The following is a 22,896-nucleotide window of genomic DNA, read 5'->3' as shown; positions in this document are numbered from 1 at the left end:
CCGGGCGTCTGTGGGACAGCGCCTGAATCGCTGCGAGCGTGCTGACGCGTTGCTCCCGGCCGGCCGGGCTGACCGGACCGGCCGTGAGCAAAACGAGCAAAACTCTCTGTACTACTGCGGTGCTCATGTACTGCTGGGGTGCGGTCTGCCGGGACCCGTACCGACGGGAGGGCCGCTCAAAGCTCCCCGCTGCACGTGCCCCGGCAACGCAGTTCCGGGAACGTCCCCCAAGACATCCCCAGATGTCAGAGACGCCCCCCAAGACGTCTCCGGCATCGCCAACTTAGACTCACGAACCCCTTCGATGGTTACGTTCGCATCACTGTGATCTGCGTCTCTTGCGTATGTCCTGAAGATACGCAAGAGCCTGATATGACAAACCGAGACCCAAGCGTAAGGAAGATGCGCGAGCCTTGTGAAGAGCTTATGTGAGGCTCCCGTTGGACTCTAGGGGGACTCTTACTCCGTCGTCATGAGAATGTCCTGAGTCGAAGGCTGTTCGTCACCACGAACACCGACGAGAAGGCCATCGCGGCCCCCGCGATCATCGGGTTGAGGAGTCCGGCCCCGGCGAGCGGCAGAGCCGCCACGTTGTATCCGAACGCCCACACCAGGTTCCCCTTGATCGTGGACAGGGTCTTGCGTGACAGCCGGATCGCGTCCGCCGCCACCCGCAGATCCCCCCGGACCAGCGTCAGGTCGCTCGCCTCGATCGCCGCGTCCGTGCCCGTCCCCATCGCGAGGCCGAGGTCGGCGGTGGCGAGGGCCGCCGCGTCGTTCACCCCGTCGCCGACCATCGCCACGGTCCGCCCCTCGCTCTGGAGGCGCTTGACGACGGCGACCTTGTCCTCGGGCAGCACCTCGGCGATCACGTCCCCGGGGTCGATGCCGACGGCATGCGCCACGGACCGGGCGACCGCCCGGTTGTCCCCGGTGAGCAGGACCGGGGTGAGCCCCAGGCCGCGCAGCGCGCGCACCGCCTCGGCGCTGGTCTCCTTGATCGCGTCGGCGACGGTCACGACACCGAGTGCCACCCCGTCCCGGGTGACCACGACGGCCGTACGTCCCTCCGTCTGCGCCTCGGCCTTGGCGAGGGCCAGCGACTCCGGGAGCTCGCCTTCGTGGAGCCGTCCCACCTGGACGTCGTGACCCTCCACGCGCCCGCGTACGCCGAGCCCGGGGACGTTCTCGAAGTGCTCCACCGGAGGAAGGGTGCCGGTCCGCTCCTGGGCGCCCGCGGCGATCGCCCGGGCCACCGGATGCTCGGAGGCGTGCTCCAGGGCGCCGGCGAGCCGCAGGAGCTCCTTCTCGTCGGTGTCGGCGACGACGTACACCTCCCGCAGTGTCATCCGTCCCGTCGTCACCGTGCCGGTCTTGTCCAGGACGACCGTGTCGACGCGGCGCGTGGACTCCAGGACCTCGGGGCCCTTGATGAGGATGCCGAGTTGGGCGCCGCGGCCCGTGCCGACCATCAGGGCGGTCGGGGTCGCGAGGCCGAGGGCGCAGGGGCAGGCGATGATCAGCACCGCGACGGCCGCGGTGAAGGCGGCGACCGTGTCGCCGGTGACACCGAGCCACACCCCGAAGGTGCCGAGCGCGATCGCCAGCACCACCGGCACGAAGATCCCGGAGATCCGGTCGGCGAGGCGCTGCACCTCGGCCTTGCCGTTCTGCGCGTCCTCGACGAGTCGGGCCATCCGTGCGAGTTGGGTGTCGGCGCCGACCCGGGTCGCCTCGACGACGAGCCGTCCGCCGGCGTTCACGGTCGCGCCGGTGACACCGGAACCCACCGTCACGTCCACCGGCGCCGACTCGCCCGTCAGCATGGCGGCGTCGACGGCGGAGGAACCCTCCACCACCGTCCCGTCGGTGGCGATCTTCTCGCCGGGCCGTACGACGAAGCGGTCGCCCGTCGCCATCCGCGCGACCGGGATACGGATCTCACGGCCCTCCCGCAGCACCGCGACGTCCTTGGCCCCCAGCTCCATCAGTGCCCGCAGCGCTGCTCCGGCCTGCCGCTTGGAGCGGGCCTCCAGGTAGCGGCCCAGCAGGATGAACGCGACGACACCCGCGGCGACCTCCAGATAGATCGTCGACGACCCCTCCGTACGCGAGACGGTGAGGTCGAACCCGTGCCGCATGCCCGGCATGCCCGCGTGCCCCCAGAACAGTGCCCACAGGGACCAGCCGAACGCGGCGAGCGTGCCGACCGAGACGAGGGTGTCCATGGTGGCCGCGCCGTGCCGCGCGTTGGTGAACGCGGCCCGGTGGAAGGGCAGCGCGCCCCAGACCACGACGGGTGCGGCGAGGGTCAGCGAGAGCCACTGCCAGTTGTCGAACTGCAGCGCCGGGACCATCGACATCAGGACGACGGGGAGGGCGAGCAGGACCGACACGACGAGCCGTTCGCGCAGGGAGACGAGTTCGGGGTCCTCGTCGGCGCCGCCGGCGTCGGTGGCCCGTTCCGGCGTTTCGAAGCGCTGCGGCGGGGGTTCCTCGGCCGTGTATCCCGTCTTCACGACGGTGGCGATGAGGTCGGCGACCTGTACCCCCACCGGGTACGAGACCTTCGCCTTCTCCGTCGCGAAGTTGACCGTGGCGGTGACGCCGTCCATGCGGTTGAGCTTCTTCTCGACGCGGGCCGCGCAGGAGGCGCAGGTCATTCCGCCGATGGTGAGCTCCACCTCCGACGGCGCGGCTGTCGCGGTGGCCGGGGTGGTCGCGGTGGTCTGGGCCGTCTCGGCTATGGCCGGCTCGGGTGCTGCGGTGGTCATGGTCGGGCTCCAGGGAATGAGCCGGGCCGTACGGAGCCAGTATCAGCTGGTCGGTACGGCCCGGTGTGGAGAGCTGCGTGAAGTGCTGGGTGGTGCGGGGCGAACGGGTGGTACGGGTGATGGCCGTGATACGGGGAACTGGAAGGCGCGGGGGAGCGACTGCTGAGTGCGAGGCCGGTGACTCAGGCCTTGTCGGCGAGCTCGAAGCCCGCCTCGTCGACGGCGGCGCGCACGGCCTCCTCGTCGAGCGGCGTCGCGGAGACCACGGTCACCTCGCCGGTGGCGGCGACGGCCTTCACCGAGGTGACCCCGGGGATCTCGGAGATCTCGCCGGAGACGGAGCCCTCACAGTGCCCGCAGCTCATTCCGCTCACCTGGTAGACGGTCGTGACGGAACCCGGGGTGTCGGTCTGCGTCGTCATGGCGTACTCCTCGTCGAGGCGTGTGGGGTTCGGGTGGCTTGCTCAGGTCACCAACACTATACCCCTAGGGGGTATTTCTCCAAGCAAAGTCGCGGCGCGTCAGCGAACGCACCCAGCCGACCCCCGCGAGCGCCACGATGATCAGGCCACCCACCGAGAACAGCGTGAAGAGATGTTTCTGCTCGTCGGTTGGCCCCTGCGGATGCCCCAGTCCGAACAGTGTCCGGTCGAGCCCCGTCGTGGTCAGCCGCGCGACCAGCCAGAGCGCGATGCCATGTGTCGAGTCCCACAGGGCGTGCAGCAGCGAAACGCCGACGTAGGTGCCCGCCACCGGGCCGGCGTATTGGAAGCGTCCGTGCGGGTGGCGGTACGTGAGCAGCACCGCTCCCGTGATCGCCGTCCACAGGCCGTGCCCGAAGGGGGTGAGCACCCCGCGCAGGATCTCCGTCTCCAGCAGTGCGCGCAGATCCAGTCCCTTGAAGGAGACGGCGGCGTTGAACGCGTACCCCGCGCTCTCCAGCGCCGCGAATCCGAAGCCGACGCTCGCGCCGAGCACGAGGCCGGCCCGTAGTTCCCGGAGTCGGGGGTGGCGGCGCAGGACGAACGCCAACGCGGTCAGCTTCGCCGCCTCCTCGACCAGTCCGAGGCCGACGCACCTCGACAGCGAGGGGTGGAGCAGGTGGTTCTCCATCACCGACGTGCCCAGCACCCCGAGGGTCCCGCCGGTCAGGAAGCAGCCGAGGATCGCCTGGACGCCGAGGTCGCGGCCGTGGCGCTCGTACGCCCAGAGTGTGAAGACGACGGGCACCAGGAAACTGCCGAGCAGGATCAGGGTGGGCAGCAGTGTGGTGTTCCTCGTCGTGTACGTGACGATCGCCGTCAGCGTCCAGAGCGCGAGCCCGCCGCCCAGGCAGCGTCGCCACAGTCCGGTGCGGATCTGGGGGTACGACGGTGGGGGCTGCTGGGGTCCGGGAATGCGGGCCCGGGGCGCACCGGGCGGCTGATTCTGGGTCACGGCTTGCCCCTTGGGCTCGGTCTGATTTATCCGAACCTTATGGCACATGTCCGCTATGTCGCAGTATGGGGTACTCCGCCGCGACTGGGGCGCGAGCGGCCGCGCTCGACGGCCGAGTCGCCGTGCGTGGTCAGGGGGTTGGGGCAGTGAACTCCGCGGGGTCGGCGGTGAGGTCCGCCGGGGTGAGTGTCCTTTCGTGGATCAGCGGCTCCAGGTAGCGGAGCAGGACGTCCTTCAACTCTCGGATGTACGCCTCGCGCTCGGCTCCCTGGTTCGAGAGGACCAGCTCCAGGCCGGCCTTGTAGATGCCCAGGCACACGTGCGCGACGCGCGTGACCTCGGTGGTGGGCGCGTCGGGCATGAGGGAGGAGAGCAGCCCCTCTATCCGCGAGATCAGGGTCGCGTGCAGGGCGTCGTGCTCCTCGGCGATCCGGCCCGGGATGTCGGGGCCGTGCATCAGCGCGAAGAACACGGGGTGATCGCAGTTGAAGGCGATGAACCGGTCGACCGCGGCGCCCACGGCCTCCTCCAGCGGGGTCGTGGGGTCGACCGGGGCCAGCGCCTCGCCGTACGTGTCACGCATCTCGTGCATGAGCCGGTCGCCCAGCTCGATCGCGATGGCCTCTTTGTTCGGGAAGAACTGGTACAGCGTGCCCGGTGAGACGCCCGCCTCGCGGGCGATGGCGTTGGTGCTGGCGGCGGTGTAGCCCGTCGTGCAGAAGACGGAGGCGGCGGCCTCCAGCAGCTGGGCGATCCTGCGCTCGCCGCGGGCCTGCCGTCGGCGGGGTCGCTCGTCGGCGGTTTGCGCCCGCTCGTCGGCTGTCTGTGCGTCGGCGGTCTGTCTGTCGACGGTCTGCGCGTCGGCGGTCCGCTGCGTCTCGGGCTTGTCGGGCACGAGTTATCCCCAGCTCTCCGAACGTGATTGACAAACGCGAGCGGTCGCTCGCATTCTAGTGAAACGCGAGCGACCTCTCGTGTTTGCCATTCTATGGCAATGGTCGACCCCTGCCGCCTGCGCACACGACCGGATGGTTGGACGGATGCCGCCGCGCGGACAGGGGGTCACGGTGAAGGGGACACCGCACGATGACCGAAGTCAACAGCGCGGATGACGGCCACGGGAGCGGCGCGGGGCGCGGGAGGGGCGCGAGCGTCGACGCGAGCGCGGGCGACGAACCGCAGGTGGGCGGGGGCCCGCCGGAGAGCGGAAGCCCGCCGGGGAAGAGCGGTCCGCGGGCGGGTGGCGGACGACGGGCGAGCGACGGCCGAGGGGTGAGTGACGGTCGACGGGTGAGCGGTGGCCCGCGAACGGGTCGCGGTGTCCGGGTCGGTGGCTGGACCCGGTTCGTGACCGCGCGCCCCCGGCTCTCCCTGTGCGTCGCGCTGCTGCTCACCGCGCTCGCCGTGGTCGCGGGCAGTGGGGTCGCCGACCGGCTGGGCAGCGGCGGCTGGCAGGACCCGACCGCCGAGTCGACCTACGCGACCAAGGCGTTGGAGCGGGAGTTCCCCGCCTCGCAGCCCAATCTGCTGTTCCTGGTCGACTCGGGGCGTGCCACGGTCGACGCTCCCTCGGTCGCGGCCGAGGCGAAGCGGCTCGCGGCACGGCTCGCCGGCGAGCGGGGCGTCACGGGGGTCGGTTCGTACTGGGCGTCGGGCGCACCGGCGCTGAAGGCGAAGGACGGCCACGAGGCGCTGATCGCCGCGCGGATCACGGGCGACGAGAAGACGGCGAGCGAGACCCTGGACCGCCTGGCGCCTTCCTACCGAGGGAAGCACGGGCCCGTCGAGGTCAGGGTCGGCGGCCCGGTCGCGGTGCAGCACGAGATGCAGACGACCATCCGCGAGGACCTGACCCGGGCCGAGATGATCGCCCTGCCGGTGACCCTCGTGCTGCTGGTGATGGTCTTCGGCAGCGCGATCGCGGCCCTGCTGCCGCTCGGCGTGGGCATCGTCGCGATCCTGGGCACGAACGCGGTACTGCGCGGCCTCACCGAGTTCACCGACGTCTCGGTCTTCGCGATGAACCTCACCACGGCCCTGGGACTCGGCCTCGCCATCGACTACGCCCTGTTCATCGTCCGCAGATTCCGCGAGGAACTGGCCAAGGGCGCGGCGCCTTCCCCGAGCTCTCCCGCGCGTTCGAGCAGGGAAGACGCCATTGCGGCCATCGCCACGACCCTGCGCACCGCGGGCCGCACGGTCCTCTTCTCCTCCCTCACGGTCGCCGTCTCCCTGGCCGCGATGCTGCTCTTCCCGCAGTACTTCCTGCGCTCCTTCGCCTACGCGGGCATCGCCGTGGTGCTGCTGGCCGCGGCCGCCGCCCTGGTCCTGCTCCCGGCGGCGCTGGTGCTGCTCGGCCACCGGGTGAACGCGCTGGATCTGCGCCGCCTGTTCCGGCGCGGCCGGCCGGCGGCGAGCGCGGACGGGGCCGCCTGGGGACGCATGGCCTCCCTCGTCATGCGCAGGGCGCCGGTCTTCGCCGTCGCCACCACCGTCGGGCTGATCGTGCTCGGACTGCCCTTCCTGGGCGTGAAGTTCGGCACCGCGGACGACCGCCAGCTGCCCTCGGGCGCCGAGTCCCACGTCGTCCAGCAGCACATACGGGACGGCTTCCCGGGCAGCCCCGGTGGTGCCCTGGAGGTGCTCGCGGAGGGCCGGGCGACCGAGGCCCAGTACACGGCCTACAAGAACCGGATCGCCGCGCTGCCCGAGGTGCTGCGGGTGGACGGACCCCTGGCACAGGGCGACTCGGCCTACTTCACGGTGCTGCCGAAGGGTGAGGCCGTCGGCGACGGAGCCCAGCGGCTGGTGCGCGAACTGCGAGCGACGCAGGCCCCGTTCGACACGGCGGTGACCGGCACGGCGGCGGTCCTGGTCGACTCCAAGCACGCGATAGCCGACCGGCTCCCCTGGGCGGCGGCCTTCATAGCGATCGTCACCCTGCTCCTGGTCTTCCTCCTCACCGGCAGCGTGCTGATCCCGATCCAGGCGGTGCTGCTCAACGCGCTCAGCCTGACGGCGATGTTCGGCGCGGTGGTCTGGGTCTTCCAGGACGGCCATCTGTCGGGCCTGCTCGGCTTCACCAGCCCGGGATCGATAGAGACGACGCTCCCCGTCCTCATGTTCTGCGTCGCTTTCGGCCTCTCCATGGACTACGGAGTCTTCCTGCTCTCCCGGATGAAGGAGGAGTACGACCACACGGGCGACCACCGGGAGGCGGTCCGCTTCGGCCTCCAGCGCACCGGCGGACTCATCACCGCGGCCGCGGTCATCCTCGCCGTCGTGATGGTCGCGATCGGCACCTCACGCGTGACCAACACCAAGATGCTCGGCCTGGGCATCGCGCTCGCGGTGCTGATGGACGCGATGGTCGTCCGCAGCCTGCTGGTCCCGGCGGTCATGCGCCTCACGGGCCGCGCGACCTGGTGGGCACCGGGGCCGCTGCGGCGCTTCCACGACCGGTTCGGACTGAGCGAGGGCGAGGCGGAGCGGGACGGCACCCGACAGGCGGACGACCGGGAGCACGACCAGGAGCACGATCGGGAGGACGACAGGGAGGGCGACCGGGAGCGGGACAAGGTCGAGGCGCGCGGATAGCGTTCGCCCCGGAAGGGCGATCTTCGGGCGGAGGGGCGAGACGGATGCGGGCAGTGGTGTTCGAGCGGTACGAGGAGCCGGCCGAGGTGCGCGAGGTGGCGGACCCGGTGCCCGCGGAGCACGGGGTGGTGGTGCGGGTCGAGGCCACCGGGCTGTGCCGCAGCGACTGGCACGGCTGGATGGGGCACGACCCGGACGTCACCCTGCCGCATGTGCCGGGCCACGAACTCGCGGGGACCGTCGAAGCGGTCGGTGCGCGGGTGACCAACTGGCGCCCCGGCGACCGGGTCACCGTCCCGTTCGTCTGCGCCTGCGGGACGTGTCCCTCCTGCGCCGCGGGTGACCAGCAGGTGTGCGAGCGGCAGACCCAGCCGGGGTTCACCCACTGGGGTTCCTTCGCCCAGTACGTGGCACTCGACCACGCCGAGGTGAACCTGGTGGCGGTGCCGGACGAGCTGTCCTTCGCGACGGCGGCGTCGCTGGGCTGCCGGTTCGCCACGGCGTTCCGCGCGGTGGTCGCGCAGGGCCGGGTGGCGGCGGGGGAGTGGGTCGCGGTGCACGGCTGCGGAGGTGTGGGCCTGTCGGCGGTGATGATCGCGGCGGCGGCCGGGGCGCGGGTCGTGGCCGTGGACCTCTCACCCCAGGCCCTGGACCTGGCACGGAAGTTCGGCGCGGTGGAGGTCGTGGACGCCTCACGGGTCGGGGACACGGCGGCGGCGGTCCGGGAGCTGACCGGCGGCGGTGTTCATCTCTCCCTCGACGCGCTCGGCTCCCCGGTCACCTGCGCGGCCTCGGTGAGCGGTCTGCGCCGCCGGGGGCGCCACGTCCAGGTCGGTCTGCTGCCCGAGGACCCCGCGGTTCCGATGGCCCGGGTGATCGGCCTCGAACTCGAACTCCTGGGCAGCCACGGCATGCAGGCACACGCCTACCCCCGCATGCTCGAACTGGTCCGCGCCGGGGTGCTCCGCCCCGACCTCCTGGTCACCTCCACCATCCCGCTGGACGCGGTCCCTGCTGCCCTGGCGGCGATGGGGACGGCGCCGGGGGCGGGGGTGACGGTCATCGAGCCGTGGAGCTGAACCCGGACAGGGGCGGTGCCCCGCACCCCGGGCGAGGGGCGGGGCACAGCGCGTGGGCGCGGCGCGTGGACACCGTGAGTGGGCGTGGCGAGTGGGACGGGGCCCGTGGTCAGTCTCTTCGACCGCGGTTTCCGGGGCGGGAGGCGACCCAGGCGCGGACGGTGTCCGCGTACCAGTAGGGCTTCCCGCTCTCCACGTGGTCGGGCGGCGGCAGCAGTCCGTGCTTGCGGTACGACCGCACGGTGTCCGGCTGCACCTTGATGTGCGCCGCGATCTCCTTGTACGACCAGAGCCTACGGTCGGTCATGAGTGGCACCTCCCTGCGCGCGTCGCGGCGGCGGCCGGGGGCTGGCCGTCGGGGGAGCCGGGCGCTGCGCTGGCGATCACAAAGCCTGCGCTCGTTGAACGACACGGAGTGACCGCAGGGCAGGGCCTGTTGGCCAGGTGTGACGCAAGAATCGCGGACACGCGACATGTGTGACAGGGCGGTGGTTTTTGTGACACGCGTGACGCATTTCGCGCCGAGGGGACCGTCGAGACGTATGCGCGACGGGGCAGGAACCGCCGGGACCGTGCCCCGCCCGCGAGACGATTCGCGTCACCATCGGCCCTCCCGCCGCCGCCCGCCCTCGGGGAACACTGTTGGTGCAACGCGGTACGGCGACGCCGGAAGGCCCGCCGAGCCCCGGGCACTCGACGGGCCCCACGGCCCCCCGCGGAGGGTCAGGCTCCGCGGGACACTATGAAGCGGTGACGGTGAAGCATTCGGTGAAGCGGTGACGGTGAAGCATTCACGGTGAAGCGGTCACGCTCCGCAGGACCTCAGGAACGCCCGGGTGCGCTGGGCGATCGGCAGCGGCTTGTCCGGCGGGCACGGGTACATGTCCTGTTCGACGATGGCGAAGAGTTCGACGTCGAGCTTCTGGGCGGCGGCGAGGACGGGCTCGAGCGCCGGTACGCCGGACGGCGGTTCGCACATCACGCCCTTGGCCACCGCGGGCCCGAACGGGACCTCGTCCGCCCGCACTTCGGCCAGGACCAGCGGATCCACCTGCTTGAGGTGGAGGTAGCCGATGCGCTCCCCGTAGGTCTCGATGAGCTTGACGCTGTCGCCGCCGCAGTACGCGTAGTGGCCGGTGTCCAGGCACAGCGACACCAGGGAGGAGTCGGTCGCGTCGAGGAAACGCGTGACGTTCTCCTCGCTGTCGATGTGCGTGTCCGCGTGCGGGTGGACGACGATCTTCAGCCCGTAGCGCTCCCGCACCTCATGGGCGAGCCGCTCGGTCTGAGCGGTCAGATTGCGCCACTGTGTCGGCGTCAGCGCGCTGTCCTCCAGCACCTCGCCCGTCTTGTCGTCCCGCCAGAACGCCGGGATGACGACGAGGTGCTCGGCGCCCATCGCCTGGGTGAGCGCGGCGATGTCCGAGACGTGCGCCCAGGTGGCGTCCCACACCTCGGGACCCCGGTGCAGTCCGGTGAAGACGGTGCCGGCCGACACGGTGAGCCCGCGCCGCGCGGTCTCCTCCTTGAGCACCGCCGGATCCGTGGGCAGATAGCCGTAGGGGCCCAGCTCGATCCACTCGTACCCGGACTGGGAGACCTCGTCGAGGAAGCGCTGCCAGGGGACCTGCTGAGGGTCGTCGGGGAACCAGACGCCCCAGGAGTCCGGAGCCGAACCGATCCGGATGCGGGACAGTGAGGACTGAGGTGATGCCTGCGGTGACAACGACGTCATGGGCGTCAGCTTCGGGCGGTACGAGGGAGGTGTCAAGGCCTGGTCCGAATGTCCGGACAAACTGTTGACAGGGCTCCCCGCGCGGCGCTAGACCTTGGGGGGAGCCGAAGCGAAGGGAACTCGATGGCGTACGACCTGATCACCATGGGGCGGATCGGTGTGGACCTCTACCCGTTGCAGACGGGGGTCCCGCTGGCGCAGGTGACGTCCTTCGGGAAGTTCCTGGGCGGCTCGGCGACGAACGTCGCGGTGGCCGCGTCCCGGCTCGGACGGCGTACGGCGGTGATCACGCGCACCGGTGACGACCCCTTCGGCGCGTACCTCCACGAGGCGCTGCGCGGCTTCGGCGTGGACGACCGCTGGGTCACCCCGGTCGCCGGGCTGCCCACCCCGGTGACGTTCTGCGAGATCTTCCCGCCCGACGACTTCCCGCTGTACTTCTACCGGCAGCCCAAGGCCCCGGACCTGGAGATCGACGCGCACGACCTCGACCTGGACGCCGTCCGTGAGGCGCGCATCTTCTGGGTGACCGGGACCGGCCTGAGCGAGGAGCCCAGCCGGACGGCGACGCTCGCCGCGCTCGCCCACCGCGCCAAGTCCGCCACGACGGTCTTCGACCTCGACTGGCGGCCCATGTTCTGGAAGGACCTTGAGTCCGCCCGCCCGTTCTACGCCGAGGCCCTGCGCCACACCACCGTCGCCGTCGGCAACCTCGACGAGGTCGAGATCGCCACCGGCGTCCGCGAACCGCACGCGGCGGCCGAGGCCCTCCTCGAGGCGGGCGTCGAACTCGCCGTCGTCAAACAGGGCCCCAAGGGCGTCCTCGCCGTCCATCGCGACGGCACGTCGGCCGAGGTCCCGCCGCTCCCGGTGACGGTCCTCAACGGCCTCGGCGCCGGTGACGCGTTCGGCGGTTCCCTCTGCCACGGCCTGCTCGCCGGCTGGGACCTGGAGCGGATCATGCGGCACGCCAACGCGGCCGGTGCCATCGTCGCCTCCCGGCTGGAGTGCTCCTCCGCGATGCCGACCGCCGAAGAGGTCGAGGACGCGCTCACGGCGGGAGCGGTCCGATGAGGGCGGGACGCGTGGGACACGAGGGGGGAGACCCCGTCCTGCCCCCGGCTCCCTCCCCGCTGCCCCGAACCGTCGACGCGGCGGAGCTCGTCCGGCTCCGCGCCCGCCGCCCCGAAGCCGTCGCCGAGGCCGCCGCGCGCCGCCCCCGCCGCCCCCTCGTGGGCGACAACGGGCGGCTGATGATCATCGCCGCGGACCATCCGGCCCGCGGGGCGCTCGCCGTCGGCGACCGCAAGTTCGCCATGGCGAACCGCGCGGACCTGCTGGAACGCCTCTGCCTCGCGCTCTCCCGCCCCGGCGTCGACGGCGTCCTCGCGACCGCCGACATCCTCGACGACCTGCTGCTCCTGGGCGCCCTCGACCACAAGGTGGTCCTCGGCTCGATGAACCGCGGCGGCCTCCAGGGCGCCTCGTACGAGCTGGACGACCGTTTCACCGGCCACCGTCCGCAGGACATCGAGCGGCTCGGCTTCGACGCGGGCAAGCTGCTGCTGCGCATCGACTACGACGATCCGGGCTCGCTCAACACGCTCGAGTCCACCGCCCGCGCGATCGACGAGATGGCGGAGCGCCACCTCCCGATCTTCGTCGAACCGTTCCTCAGCCGCCGCACTCCCGGGGGCAGGCTGGTCAACGACCTGAGCGCCGAGGCCGTCATCAAGTCCATCGCCATCGCCAGTGGTCTGGGCGGCAGTTCGGCCTACACCTGGCTGAAGGTCCCCGTCACCGACAACCCGGACGACATGGCCCGGGTCATGGAGACCTCCACCCTGCCCGCCGTACTGCTCGGCGGGGATGTCGGCGAGGACCAGGAGAGCGCGTACGAGAAGTGGCGCGGCGCGCTCCAACTGCCCACCGTGCAGGGCCTGGTCGTCGGCCGCTCACTGCTCTACCCGGCCGACGGGGACGTGACCGCCGCGGTGGACACCGCCGTAGGACTGCTGTGAGGACCCGATGACGGACGCCAGGACGCACTCGACGACGGACGGGCCCCGGAGCGACGGCCTGTACGTGCCCAAGGGCGCCACCGCCGGCGGGCTGTACGCCGTCGACATCGACCCCAAGTACGCCGGCTGGACCCACAGCAGCCTGCGCGTGGTCGACCTCGGACCGGGCGGCACCCACACCTTCACCACCGGTGACAGCGAGTGGATCGTGCTTCCGCTGGGCGGCGCCTGTACGGTGCGCACAGAGGACGAAGAGTTCCAAATCCTGGGCAGGGAAAGCGTGTTCGCGGGGGTCTCCGACTTCGCGTACGTGCCCCGTGACGCCCGGGCCCAGATCGCCTCCGGCGCGGGAGGCCGCTTCGCCCTGGCAGGAGCGAAGTGCGAGCGCCGACTCCCCGCCCGCTACGGCCCCGCGCCGGAGGTCCCCGTCGAAGACCGAGGCAGTGGCGACTGCGCACGTCAGGTGCGCAATTTCGCCTCCGCCGACGCCTTCGAGTGCGACAAGCTCATCGCCGTCGAGGTCATCACGCCCGGCGGCAACTGGTCCTCGTATCCGCCGCACAAGCACGACGAGCATCGGCCCGGTGTCGAGTCGGAGCTGGAGGAGATCTACTACTTCGAGATCGACGGCCCGAACGGATTCGGCTATCAGCGCGTATTCCCTTCGCGCGAGGGCGGATCCGACGTCCTCGCCGAGGTCCGCACCGGCGATGCCGTCCTCGTCCCCGACGGATGGCACGGCCCGTCCATCGCCCAGCCCGGCCACACCATGTACTACCTGAACGTGATGGCCGGACCGGGCGAGGAGAGGGAGTGGCGGATCTGCTTCCACCCGGGACATCTAGAGAGCACAGAGGGATACCGATGACCTCAACGACGAGGCTGACGGTCGCACAGGCGCTGGTGCGCTTCCTGGCAGCCCAGTACACGGAGCGGGACGGCGAGCGGCGGCGGCTGATCGGCGCCACCTGGGGCATTTTCGGTCACGGCAACGTCGCCGGACTCGGCCAGGCGCTGATCGAGTACGCCGACGAGATGCCCTACCACCAGGGCCGTAACGAGCAGTCGATGGTGCACGCGGCGGTCGGCTTCGCACGCCAGTCCAACCGGCTGTCGGCGCACGCCGTGACCACCTCCATCGGACCGGGCGCCACCAACCTCGTCACCGGCGCCGCGCTCGCGACGATCAACCACCTCCCGGTGCTCCTGCTGCCCGGCGACATCTTCGCGACCCGCCCCGCCGACCCGGTCCTCCAGCAGCTGGAAGTCCCCTACGCCGGCGATGTGTCGGTCAACGACTGTCTGCGCCCGGTGTCGAAGTACTTCGACCGCGTCACCCGGCCCGAGGCGCTGATCCCCGCCGCCCTGCAGGCCATGCGCGTGCTCACCGACCCGGTCGAGACCGGCGCCGTCACGCTCGCGCTGCCGCAGGACGTGCAGGCGGAGGCGTACGACTGGCCGGAGGAGTTCTTCCAGGAGCGGACCTGGACCGTGCGCCGTCCGGCGGCCGACGCCTCCGAGCTGGCCGCCGCCGTCACGGCGATCCGTGAGGCCCGGCGTCCGCTGATCGTCGCGGGCGGCGGGGTCCACCACAGCCGCGCCGAGGACGTGCTCGCCGAACTCGCCGCCACCACCCGCATCCCCGTCGCCTCCACGCAGGCGGGCAAGGGATCACTGAAGTGGGACCACCCGCAGGACGTCGGCGGTGTCGGACACACCGGCACGGCGACCGCGAACGAGCTCGCCCGCACCGCCGACCTGGTGATCGGCGTCGGCACCCGCTACACCGACTTCACCACCGCCTCCGGCACCCTCTTCACCGCCTCGAACGTCCGCTTCCTGAACCTCAACATCGCGCCGTACGACGGTCACAAGCTGTCGGGGATCCCGCTGATCGCGGACGCGCGGGCCGGCCTCGAAGCGCTCACCGAGGCGCTGCTGCTGCACGGGCACCGCGTGGAGCCCGCGTACGCCACCGAGTACACGGACGACAAGGAGCGCTGGGAGTACCGCGTCGACGCGGCGTACGAGGCCGAGGACATCGACATCCGGCCCACCCAGCCGCAGGTCCTCGGCGTCCTCGACGAGCTCGTCACCGAGGACGACATCCTGATCAACGCGGCCGGCTCGCTCCCCGGTGACCTGCACAAACTGTGGCGGGCCCGGTCGCGCGACCAATACCACGTCGAGTACGGCTACTCGTGCATGGGCTACGAGATCCCGGCCGCGATCGGCGTCCGGATGGCGGCCCCCGACCGGCCCGTGTGGGCGCTGGTCGGCGACGGCACCTACCTGATGATGCCGACCGAGATCGTCACCGCCGTGCAGGAGGGCGTCGCGATCAAGGTCCTCATACTCCAGAACCACGGGTACGCCTCCATCGGCGGCCTCTCCGAGTCCGTGGGCGCCGAGCGGTACGGCACCGCCTACCGCTACCGCTCCGAGGACCGTACGTACACGGGGGCGCCGCTGCCCGTCGATCTCGCCGCCAACGCGGCCAGCCTCGGCATGCGGGTGCTGCGCGCGAAGACCGTCCGTGACCTGCGGGCGGCCCTTGCCGAGGCGCGCGCCGCGGACACTCCCACATGTGTCTACGTGGAGACCGAAACGGCAGACACTGTGTCGGGCGCGCCCCCGGCCCAAGCCTGGTGGGATGTACCTGTGGCCGAGACCGCGACCCGATCGTCGGCGGTCAAGGCACGTGAGGAGTACGACCGGCACGTCGCCGCCCGACGCCGCCATCTGTGAAGGAGTTTTTGGCCATGACGAAGACCGTCAACCACTGGATCGGTGGCAAGACTGTCGAGGGTGCGTCGGGTACGTACGGGCCGGTCACCGACCCGGCGACCGGCGCCGTGACCACCCGGGTCGCCTTCGCGACCGTCGACGAGGTGGACGCCGCGGTCGCCGCGGCCAAGGACGCGTACGCGACCTGGGGCCAGTCCTCGCTGGCCAAGCGGTCCACGATCCTCTTCAAGTTCCGGGCGCTGCTCGACGCGAACCGGGACGCGATCGCCGAGCTGATCACCGCCGAGCACGGCAAGGTGCACTCGGACGCGCTCGGCGAGGTGGCGCGCGGTCTGGAGATCGTCGACCTGGCGTGCGGGATCACCGTGCAGCTCAAGGGCGAGCTGTCGACCGAGGTGGCCTCCAAGGTCGACGTGGCGTCGATCCGGCAGCCGCTGGGCGTCGTCGCGGGCATCACGCCGTTCAACTTCCCGGCCATGGTGCCGATGTGGATGTTCCCGATCGCCATCGCGTGCGGCAACACCTTCGTGCTGAAGCCGTCCGAGAAGGATCCGTCGGCCGCCATGAAGGTCGCCGAGCTGCTCGCCGAGGCCGGTCTGCCCGACGGTGTCTTCAACGTCGTCCACGGTGACAAGGTGGCCGTCGACCGCCTTCTGGAGCACCCGGACGTCAAGGCGGTGTCCTTCGTCGGCTCGACCCCGATCGCCCGCTACATCCACACCACGGCCTCCGCGAACGGCAAGCGCGTGCAGGCCCTGGGCGGCGCCAAGAACCACATGCTCGTGCTCCCGGACGCCGACCTGGACGCGGCCGCGGACGCCGCCGTGTCGGCCGCCTACGGCTCCGCCGGCGAGCGCTGCATGGCCATCTCCGCCGTCGTCGCGGTCGGCTCGGTCGGCGACGCGCTGGTGGAGAAGATCCGCGAGCGCGCCGAGAAGATCAAGATCGGCCCGGGCAACGACCCGACCTCGGAGATGGGTCCGTTGATCACGGCCGTGCACCGCGACAAGGTGGCGTCCTACGTCACGGGCGCGGCGGCGCAGGGCTCCGAGGTCGTCCTCGACGGCACCGGGTACACGGTCGAGGGGTACGAGGACGGCCACTGGATCGGCCTCTCGCTGCTCGACAGGGTGCCGGTGACCTCGGACGCGTACAAGGACGAGATCTTCGGCCCGGTGCTGTGCGTGCTGCGCGTGGACACCTACGAGGAGGGTGTCGCCCTCATCAACGCGTCGCCCTTCGGCAACGGCACCGCGATCTTCACCCGGGACGGCGGCGCCGCCCGCCGCTTCCAGCTGGAGGTCGAGGCGGGCATGGTCGGCGTGAACGTGCCGATCCCGGTGCCCGTCGGCTACCACTCCTTCGGCGGCTGGAAGGACTCCCTCTTCGGGGACCACCACATCTACGGCAACGACGGCACGCACTTCTACACCCGCGGCAAGGTCGTCACCACCCGCTGGCCCGACCCGGCCGACGCCCCGACCGGCGTGGACCTGGGCTTCCCGCGCAACCACTGAGCGACCTGCCGGTGCCCCGCCCGCCGTCCCGGGGGCGGGGCACCGCCGTGTTCGCGTGCTCAGCTCTGCTGCTGGGCGGTGGCCCTCAGCTCCTCGGTCATGTCACCGGTCCGCGCGGTCGGCGGCGCCTCGACCCCGGCCGTGGCACCGAACTTCGCGAAGTCCGTGGTGACCCTCATGCTGCCGATGTTCTGCTCCAGACGGACCGGTGTCGAAGGCCTCCTCCAGCCTGCCCTTGTGTGCCCGGTCGAGCACGGTGGCGTAGTGGGTCGCGCTCCGCCCGTTCACGCGCGCCCGGCCGAGGTCCTTCACGTCGGTGGCGTACCGGAGCGCCTGCAGGGAGGCCGTCGGACTGCTACCGCCGTGGTTCCCGCCCAGATCGTTCGGCGGGAGTCCCGGAGTGCGGACCAATCTTGGCGAATTTCGGAGCCTCGACTGCGGTTCTCGTCATGAGGTGATGAAACGGATGGTGGAGGTGATTTGTTGTCGTGACCTTCGAAAGCAAGGTCACTCTCCGCTGCATCTTGATGATTGCAGCATGTAGGCGTCGAGGCCTGGGAAAGTGATGTGACCTGCGTCGCTTTGACAGTGCGGATTCCGTAGGTAAACGGCCATTGACGCAACGGTTTCCGTCAAGGTTCCATCAACGTCGGGAGCGGACGACGAGATGAACGACGCGAGCCGCCGGAGGCGATAGCGCTCCCGACCTCATCACCTGACGCACGAGCCGTCTTCTGACGCATAAGTCGATCGGAACCGCTTCATGACCGACACGCTTCGCCCTGTCGAGCAGGCCCTGCCGGACGCCGCCCCCACGGCCTCCGGGAGCCCCCAAAAGCTCAAGCGTTCCATCGGCATCGTCGGCGGCACCCTGCTGACGCTCTCGTGCGTGACGCCCGCCTCCACGCTCTTCGTGGTCGTGCCCGACCTGTTCTCGTCCCTCGGCACGGCGACCGCGCTCACCATCGCGATCGGCTCGTTGCTCTGTATCGCAGTGGCGTTCTGCTACTCGGAGCTGGGCACCCTCATCCCCAGCGCGGGCGGCGAGTACGCCATGGTGTCGACGATGGCCGGACGACTCGCGGGCTGGCTGGTCTTCGTGCTCTCCCTCCTCGTCGTCATGATCGTGCCGCCGGTGATCGCGATGGGCACCGCGGACTACCTGGCGCCGATCGTGCACCTCAACCCGTCGATGGCGGGCGCGGGCGTGATGCTCCTGGCCACCCTCGCGGGCCTGCTCGACCTGAGGGCCAACGCCTGGATCACCGGCGTCTTCCTCGTCCTCGAGGTGATCGCGGCGGCCGTCGTGGCGGTGCTGGGCTTCACGCACAGCCGGCGCGGCGTGGACAGCCTCACCTCGATGCAGGTGGCGGGCTCCGGCGGCCACACGGACACCGTGACAGCCATGCTGGTGGTCTCGGGGCTCGCGATCGCCCTCTTCATCACCCAGGGTTTCTCGACCGCGGTCTACCTCTCCGAGGAACTGGAGAACCCGCGCCGCAACGTCGCCCGTACGGTCCTGGCCACCCTCGCCATCTCGACCGTGATCATCCTGGTCCCGGTCGTCGCGATCACCATGGGCGCCTCGGACCTGTCCACCCTCACCGGCGGAGACATCAGCAGCATGGTCACCGCCTGGTCCAACTCCGCCGTCGGCACCTTCGTCAGCCTCTGCGTCGCCCTCGCGATCATCAACGCGGGCATCGTCATGGTCATCCAGAACTCCCGGGTGCTGTTCGCCTCCGCCCGTGACAGGGCCTGGCCCGAGCCGGTCAACCGGAGCCTCTCGCGCCTCGGCCGCTTCGGCTCCCCGTGGGTCGCCACCCTCCTGGTGGGCGTCCCCGGTGCCCTCCTCTGCTTCGTCAACCTGGACACCCTGTACGGCGTCACGGGCGTCTCGGTGACCGCCATGTACCTGCTCGTCGCGGTCGCCGCCCTGCTCGCCCGGCGCGGCCAGCACCGCCACACCCCGGCCTGGCGCATGCCGCTGTGGCCCGCGATGCCGGTGCTCCTGATCGCGGTCCTCGCCTACATCCTGAGCCGGCAGGAGGCGACGTACCTGCTGTGGACCGGCGGCATCACAGCCGTCGCCACCCTCTACTGGGCCTTCTACCTCCGCCCGCGCCGCGAGACGCGCTGGCTGGTGTCGATCCCGGAGGACGTCCAGGCCTGAGCCCTCCGGGGCGCACGCGAGGTCCCACGTCACCACCGCGCTCGTGAAGATGCCCGAGAGGGCTCGTACCACGGGCGCGGTATGCGGGAGGGGCCTCGTACACCCGGAGGAGGGGGGCGGGTTCAGACCGGTGGCTGCCTTCGCTGTCGGTGGCGGCCCGTACCGTTGACACATGGATCTTCGACTGCCCCGACTGCGCGGGCCCGCACGGCGAGGACGCCGACGGTGGTTCGCCGCCGCGGCCGCCGTCGTCGTGCTAGCCGGCGCCGGTACGTGGACCGCTGTCGCCTCGGACGACGGACCGGCCCTCCACCGCACCGACCGTGTGATGAACACGGGCGCCGGGGTCGACATCGACACGTCGTTCTTCACCGCGGGCTCCGGCCGCCGCCCCGCCGTGCTCCTCGGGCACGGCTTCGGCGGCAGCAAGGACGACATGCGGCGGGAGGCGGAGCAACTGGCCCGCGACGGGTACGCGGTGATGACCTGGTCGGCGCGCGGCTTCGGCCGTTCCACCGGCAAGATCGGGCTGAACGACCCCAAGGGCGAGGTCGCCGACGTCTCCAAGCTCATCGACTGGCTGGCCAAGCGGCCCGAGGTCCGGCTCGACAAGAGCGGCGACCCGCGCGTGGGAGTCGCCGGAGGCTCGTACGGCGGAGCGATCTCCCTGCTGGCCGCCGGGTACGACAAGAGGGTCGACGCGATCGCCCCCTCGATCACGTACTGGAACCTGGCGGACGCCCTCTTCCCGAACGACGTGTTCAAGAAGCTCTGGGCCGGCATATTCATCAACTCCGGCGGCGGCTGCGACCGCTTCGAGGCGCAGCTGTGCGCGATGTACAACCGGGTGGCGGAGTCGGGGAAGCCGGACGCCCAGGCGCGCGCCCTGCTGGAGCAACGCTCGCCGTCCGCCGTCGGCGACCGCATCAAGGTGCCCACGCTCATCCTGCAGGGCCAGACCGACTCCCTCTTCCCGCTCGGTCAGGCCGACGCGATGGCCAAGGCGATCCGGGCCAATGGCGTGCCCGTGGACGTCGACTGGATCGCCGGCGGGCACGACGGCGGCGACCCGGAGACGAGCCGCGTCGAGGCCCGTGTCGGCTCCTGGTTCGACCGCTATCTGAAGGACGACAAGAACGCCGACACCGGTCCCGCCTTCCGCATCACCCGCACCGGCGGCATCGACTCCACCGACGGCGCCGCGCAGCTGCGGGGCGCGAGCGGGGACGTCTACCCCGGCCTGGAGAGCGGCGAGCACGCCATCGCGCTGAGCGAGGGCCGACGCGAGCAGAACTTCCAGAACCCCGCGGGCGCGAGCCCGCCCGCGATCTCCGCCCTTCCCGGACTCGGCGGCACCGGCGGCCTGTCCCAGCTGTCCGCGCTCGGGCTCGGGGTGTCCCTCGACTTCCCGGGCCAGTACGCGCGGTTCGACTCCGCGGCGCTCCGCGGCGACCTGCGGATCACCGGCTCGCCGACCGTGACCGTCCACGTCCGGTCGAGCACCGACGACGCGGTCCTCTTCGGGAAGGTGTACGACGTCGGGCCGGGCGCCACCCAGCCGGTACTGCCCTCGCAGCTGGTGGCGCCCGTGCGGGTGACCGGCGCGAAGGCGGGCAAGGACGTCACGATCGTGCTGCCCGCGATCGACCACGAGGTCCAGAAGGGCCACCGGCTGCGCCTGGTCCTCGCCTCGACGGACCTCGGCTACGCCTCACCGGCGGCCCCGGCGACGTACACGGTCTCCCTGAAGAGCGACCTGCACGTGCCCACCGCGCCCGGCGTGAAGACCGCCGCCGCCGCGCTGCCCTCCTGGGTGTGGTGGCTGCCGCTGGCCGGCGCGCTCGCCGCCGCCGCACTCCTGCTGACCGGCCGTCGTCGTACGGCTCCGGTCGCGCCCGACCCCGAGCTCGCCGAAGTCCCGCTCCAGATCACCGACCTGAGCAAGCGGTACGCGAAGTCGGCGGACCGGTACGCGGTACGGGACCTGTCGTTCCGCGTGGAGAAGGGCCAGGTCCTGGGCCTGCTGGGGCCGAACGGCGCGGGCAAGACGACCACGCTGCGCATGCTGATGGGCCTCATCAAGCCCGACGGCGGCGAGATCCGCGTCTTCGGGCACGCGATCCGGCCCGGCGCCCCGGTGCTCTCCCGGGTCGGGGCGTTCGTCGAGGGCGCGGGCTTCCTGCCGCACCTCTCGGGCCGCGAGAACCTGGAGCTGTACTGGCAGGCGACGGGCCGTCCGGCCGAGGACGCCCACATGGAGGAGGCGCTGGAGATCGCGGGCCTGGGCGACGCGCTGGCCCGTGCGGTCCGCACCTACTCCCAGGGCATGCGCCAGCGCCTGGCCATCGCCCAGGCGATGCTGGGCCTCCCGGACCTCCTCATCCTCGACGAACCGACCAACGGTCTCGACCCGCCCCAGATCCGCGAGATGCGCGAGGTCATGATCCGCTACGCCGCCGCGGGCCGCACGGTCATCGTCTCCAGCCACCTGCTGGCCGAGGTCGAGCAGTCCTGCACCCACCTGGTGGTCATGGACCGCGGCCGGCTGATCCAGGCCGGCCCGGTGAGCGAGATAGTCGGCTCCGGCGACACCCTCCTCGTCGGCACGGGCGCGCCCGTGGAGGGGCCGGTCGTCGAGAAGATCGGCGCGCTGCCCGGTGTGGCCTCGGCCGTCGCCGCCGAGGGCGGGCTGCTGGTCCGACTCGACGAGGACGGCAGCGCCGAGCGCCTGCTCGTGGAACTCGTACGACTGGAAGTCCCCGTGCGGTCGGTGGGCCCCCACCGTCGGCTGGAGGACGCGTTCCTCACCCTGATCGGAGGTGCCGCATGAGCACGCTCGTCGAACGGGCCGAGACGGCGGACGGGTACCGGGCGCGGCACACGCTGCCGCTCCGGGTCGAGCTGCTGCGGCAGTTGAAGCGGCGCCGCACGCTCGTCATGGGCGCGATCCTCGCGGTGCTGCCCTTCGTGCTCGTCGTCGCGTTCGCGATCGGCGGTGACCCGGGCTCGCGCAACGGGCAGGTCACCCTGATGGACACGGCGACCGCGTCGGGCGCCAACTTCGCCGCGGTGAACCTCTTCGTCTCCGCGGGCTTCCTGCTGGTCATCCCCGTCGCGCTGTTCTGCGGGGACACGATCGCCTCCGAGGCGAGCTGGTCATCGCTGCGCTATCTGCTCGCGGCCCCCGTGCCGCGGGCCCGGCTGCTGTGGTCCAAGCTCACCGTCGCGCTCGGCCTCAGCCTCGCCGCGATGGTGCTGCTGCCGATCGTCGCCCTCGCGGTGGGCACGGCGGCGTACGGCTGGGGGCCGCTGGAGATCCCCACCGGCGGCGCGCTCTCCGCGGGCACCGCGGCCCAGCGGCTCCTCGTGGTCATCGCGTACGTCTTCGTGTCCCAACTGGTCACGGCGGGACTCGCGTTCTGGCTGTCCACCAAGACGGACGCACCCCTGGGCGCGGTCGGCGGCGCGGTCGGCCTGACGATCGTGGGGAACGTCCTGGACGCGGTCACCGCCCTCGGCCACTGGCGCGACTTCCTGCCCGCGCACTGGCAGTTCGCCTGGGCCGACGCCATACAGCCCAACCCGGAGTGGGGCGGCATGATCCAGGGCACCGCGATTTCGATAACGTACGCCCTCGTCCTGTTCGCCCTGGCCTTCCGGGGTTTCCGGCGCAAGGACATCGTGTCGTAGATCTCCGGAGCGTCACCTACCGGTCTCGACGACCGCCCTTCGTGGCCGCTTCGAGATCCATCCGCAACGCTCCGTAGCGCACATCCGGGCCCCCTCGGGCGTCACAGTCACAGACGTCGGCCCAA

16 protein-coding genes are annotated in these 22,896 nt (G+C 71.1%); 10 read left to right on the top strand and 6 right to left on the bottom strand.

What is annotated here, in order from left to right:
* Positions 1-470: 470 nt before the first annotated feature.
* The 4 genes from ACZ7M3_RS22050 to ACZ7M3_RS22035 all read right to left on the bottom strand — a co-directional run bounded on the left by ACZ7M3_RS22050 (position 471) and on the right by ACZ7M3_RS22035 (position 4,965).
* The gene (locus tag ACZ7M3_RS22050) at positions 471-2,774 is read right to left on the bottom strand and encodes a heavy metal translocating P-type ATPase (protein ID WP_472065356.1); all 2,304 of its coding nucleotides are present in this window, start codon (positions 2,772-2,774) and stop codon (positions 471-473) included.
* Positions 2,775-2,956: 182 nt separating this feature from the next.
* Positions 2,957-3,196: a heavy-metal-associated domain-containing protein gene (locus tag ACZ7M3_RS22045; protein ID WP_452966008.1), complete on the bottom strand. Its 240-nt coding sequence runs from the start codon at positions 3,194-3,196 to the stop codon at positions 2,957-2,959.
* A gap of 64 nt (positions 3,197-3,260) precedes the next feature.
* Positions 3,261-4,211, bottom strand: coding sequence for a PrsW family intramembrane metalloprotease (locus tag ACZ7M3_RS22040; protein WP_472065354.1), 951 nt, complete (start codon positions 4,209-4,211; stop codon positions 3,261-3,263).
* Between the two features lie 130 nt (positions 4,212-4,341).
* A complete protein-coding gene (locus ACZ7M3_RS22035) occupies positions 4,342-4,965 on the bottom strand; it encodes a TetR/AcrR family transcriptional regulator (RefSeq protein ID WP_472065595.1) in 624 nt (207 codons plus the stop codon).
* 593 nt (positions 4,966-5,558) lie between these two features.
* Here ACZ7M3_RS22035 and ACZ7M3_RS22030 point away from each other — a divergent pair.
* Positions 5,559-7,808 (top strand): MMPL family transporter, encoded by a 2,250-nt coding sequence (locus ACZ7M3_RS22030; protein WP_472065352.1) that lies wholly within the window; start codon positions 5,559-5,561, stop codon positions 7,806-7,808.
* Between the two features lie 44 nt (positions 7,809-7,852).
* Complete coding sequence (locus ACZ7M3_RS22025) at positions 7,853-8,887, top strand: zinc-dependent alcohol dehydrogenase family protein (protein ID WP_472065350.1); 1,035 nt, start codon at positions 7,853-7,855, stop codon at positions 8,885-8,887.
* A 109-nt stretch (positions 8,888-8,996) separates the two neighbouring features.
* Here ACZ7M3_RS22025 and ACZ7M3_RS22020 read toward each other — a convergent pair whose 3' ends face one another.
* Both ACZ7M3_RS22020 and ACZ7M3_RS22015 read right to left on the bottom strand, forming a co-directional pair.
* Complete coding sequence (locus tag ACZ7M3_RS22020) at positions 8,997-9,194, bottom strand: helix-turn-helix transcriptional regulator (protein ID WP_054231835.1); 198 nt, start codon at positions 9,192-9,194, stop codon at positions 8,997-8,999.
* A 498-nt stretch (positions 9,195-9,692) separates the two neighbouring features.
* Complete coding sequence (locus ACZ7M3_RS22015) at positions 9,693-10,622, bottom strand: sugar phosphate isomerase/epimerase family protein (RefSeq protein WP_097225833.1); 930 nt, start codon at positions 10,620-10,622, stop codon at positions 9,693-9,695.
* A 123-nt stretch (positions 10,623-10,745) separates the two neighbouring features.
* On the opposite strand from ACZ7M3_RS22015, the gene iolC reads away from it, so the two are divergent.
* From iolC to ACZ7M3_RS21975, 8 genes are all read left to right on the top strand, one after another.
* Positions 10,746-11,696 carry a 5-dehydro-2-deoxygluconokinase gene (gene iolC, locus ACZ7M3_RS22010; protein WP_472065348.1) on the top strand — a complete coding sequence of 317 codons (951 nt, stop codon included), beginning with the start codon at positions 10,746-10,748 and terminating at the stop codon, positions 11,694-11,696.
* Between the two features lie 59 nt (positions 11,697-11,755).
* Positions 11,756-12,643, top strand: a complete 888-nt coding sequence (locus tag ACZ7M3_RS22005) for a Cgl0159 family (beta/alpha)8-fold protein (protein ID WP_472065594.1) — start codon at positions 11,756-11,758, stop codon at positions 12,641-12,643.
* A 7-nt stretch (positions 12,644-12,650) separates the two neighbouring features.
* Positions 12,651-13,511: a 5-deoxy-glucuronate isomerase gene (iolB, locus tag ACZ7M3_RS22000; RefSeq protein ID WP_472065346.1), complete on the top strand. Its 861-nt coding sequence runs from the start codon at positions 12,651-12,653 to the stop codon at positions 13,509-13,511.
* Positions 13,508-15,391 carry a 3D-(3,5/4)-trihydroxycyclohexane-1,2-dione acylhydrolase (decyclizing) gene (gene iolD / locus ACZ7M3_RS21995; RefSeq protein ID WP_095854557.1) on the top strand — a complete coding sequence of 628 codons (1,884 nt, stop codon included), beginning with the start codon at positions 13,508-13,510 and terminating at the stop codon, positions 15,389-15,391. The genes iolB and iolD overlap by 4 nt, the downstream gene beginning before the upstream one ends.
* A 14-nt stretch (positions 15,392-15,405) precedes the next feature.
* Positions 15,406-16,908 (top strand): CoA-acylating methylmalonate-semialdehyde dehydrogenase, encoded by a 1,503-nt coding sequence (gene mmsA, locus ACZ7M3_RS21990; protein WP_054231830.1) that lies wholly within the window; start codon positions 15,406-15,408, stop codon positions 16,906-16,908.
* A 763-nt stretch (positions 16,909-17,671) separates the two neighbouring features.
* Complete coding sequence (locus tag ACZ7M3_RS21985; protein WP_472065343.1) at positions 17,672-19,081, top strand: APC family permease; 1,410 nt, start codon at positions 17,672-17,674, stop codon at positions 19,079-19,081.
* A 172-nt stretch (positions 19,082-19,253) separates the two neighbouring features.
* On the top strand, positions 19,254-21,911 hold the full coding sequence (locus ACZ7M3_RS21980) for an alpha/beta fold hydrolase (protein ID WP_472065341.1): 2,658 nt from the start codon (positions 19,254-19,256) through the stop codon (positions 21,909-21,911).
* Positions 21,908-22,771, top strand: coding sequence for an ABC transporter permease (locus ACZ7M3_RS21975; protein ID WP_095854561.1), 864 nt, complete (start codon positions 21,908-21,910; stop codon positions 22,769-22,771). Before ACZ7M3_RS21980 ends, ACZ7M3_RS21975 begins: the two co-directional genes overlap by 4 nt.
* Positions 22,772-22,896 lie beyond the last annotated feature (125 nt).

The sequence above is a fragment of the Streptomyces sp. NPDC111656 genome, assembly GCF_055656965.1.
This window is presented reverse-complemented; position numbering and strand designations above follow the sequence as displayed.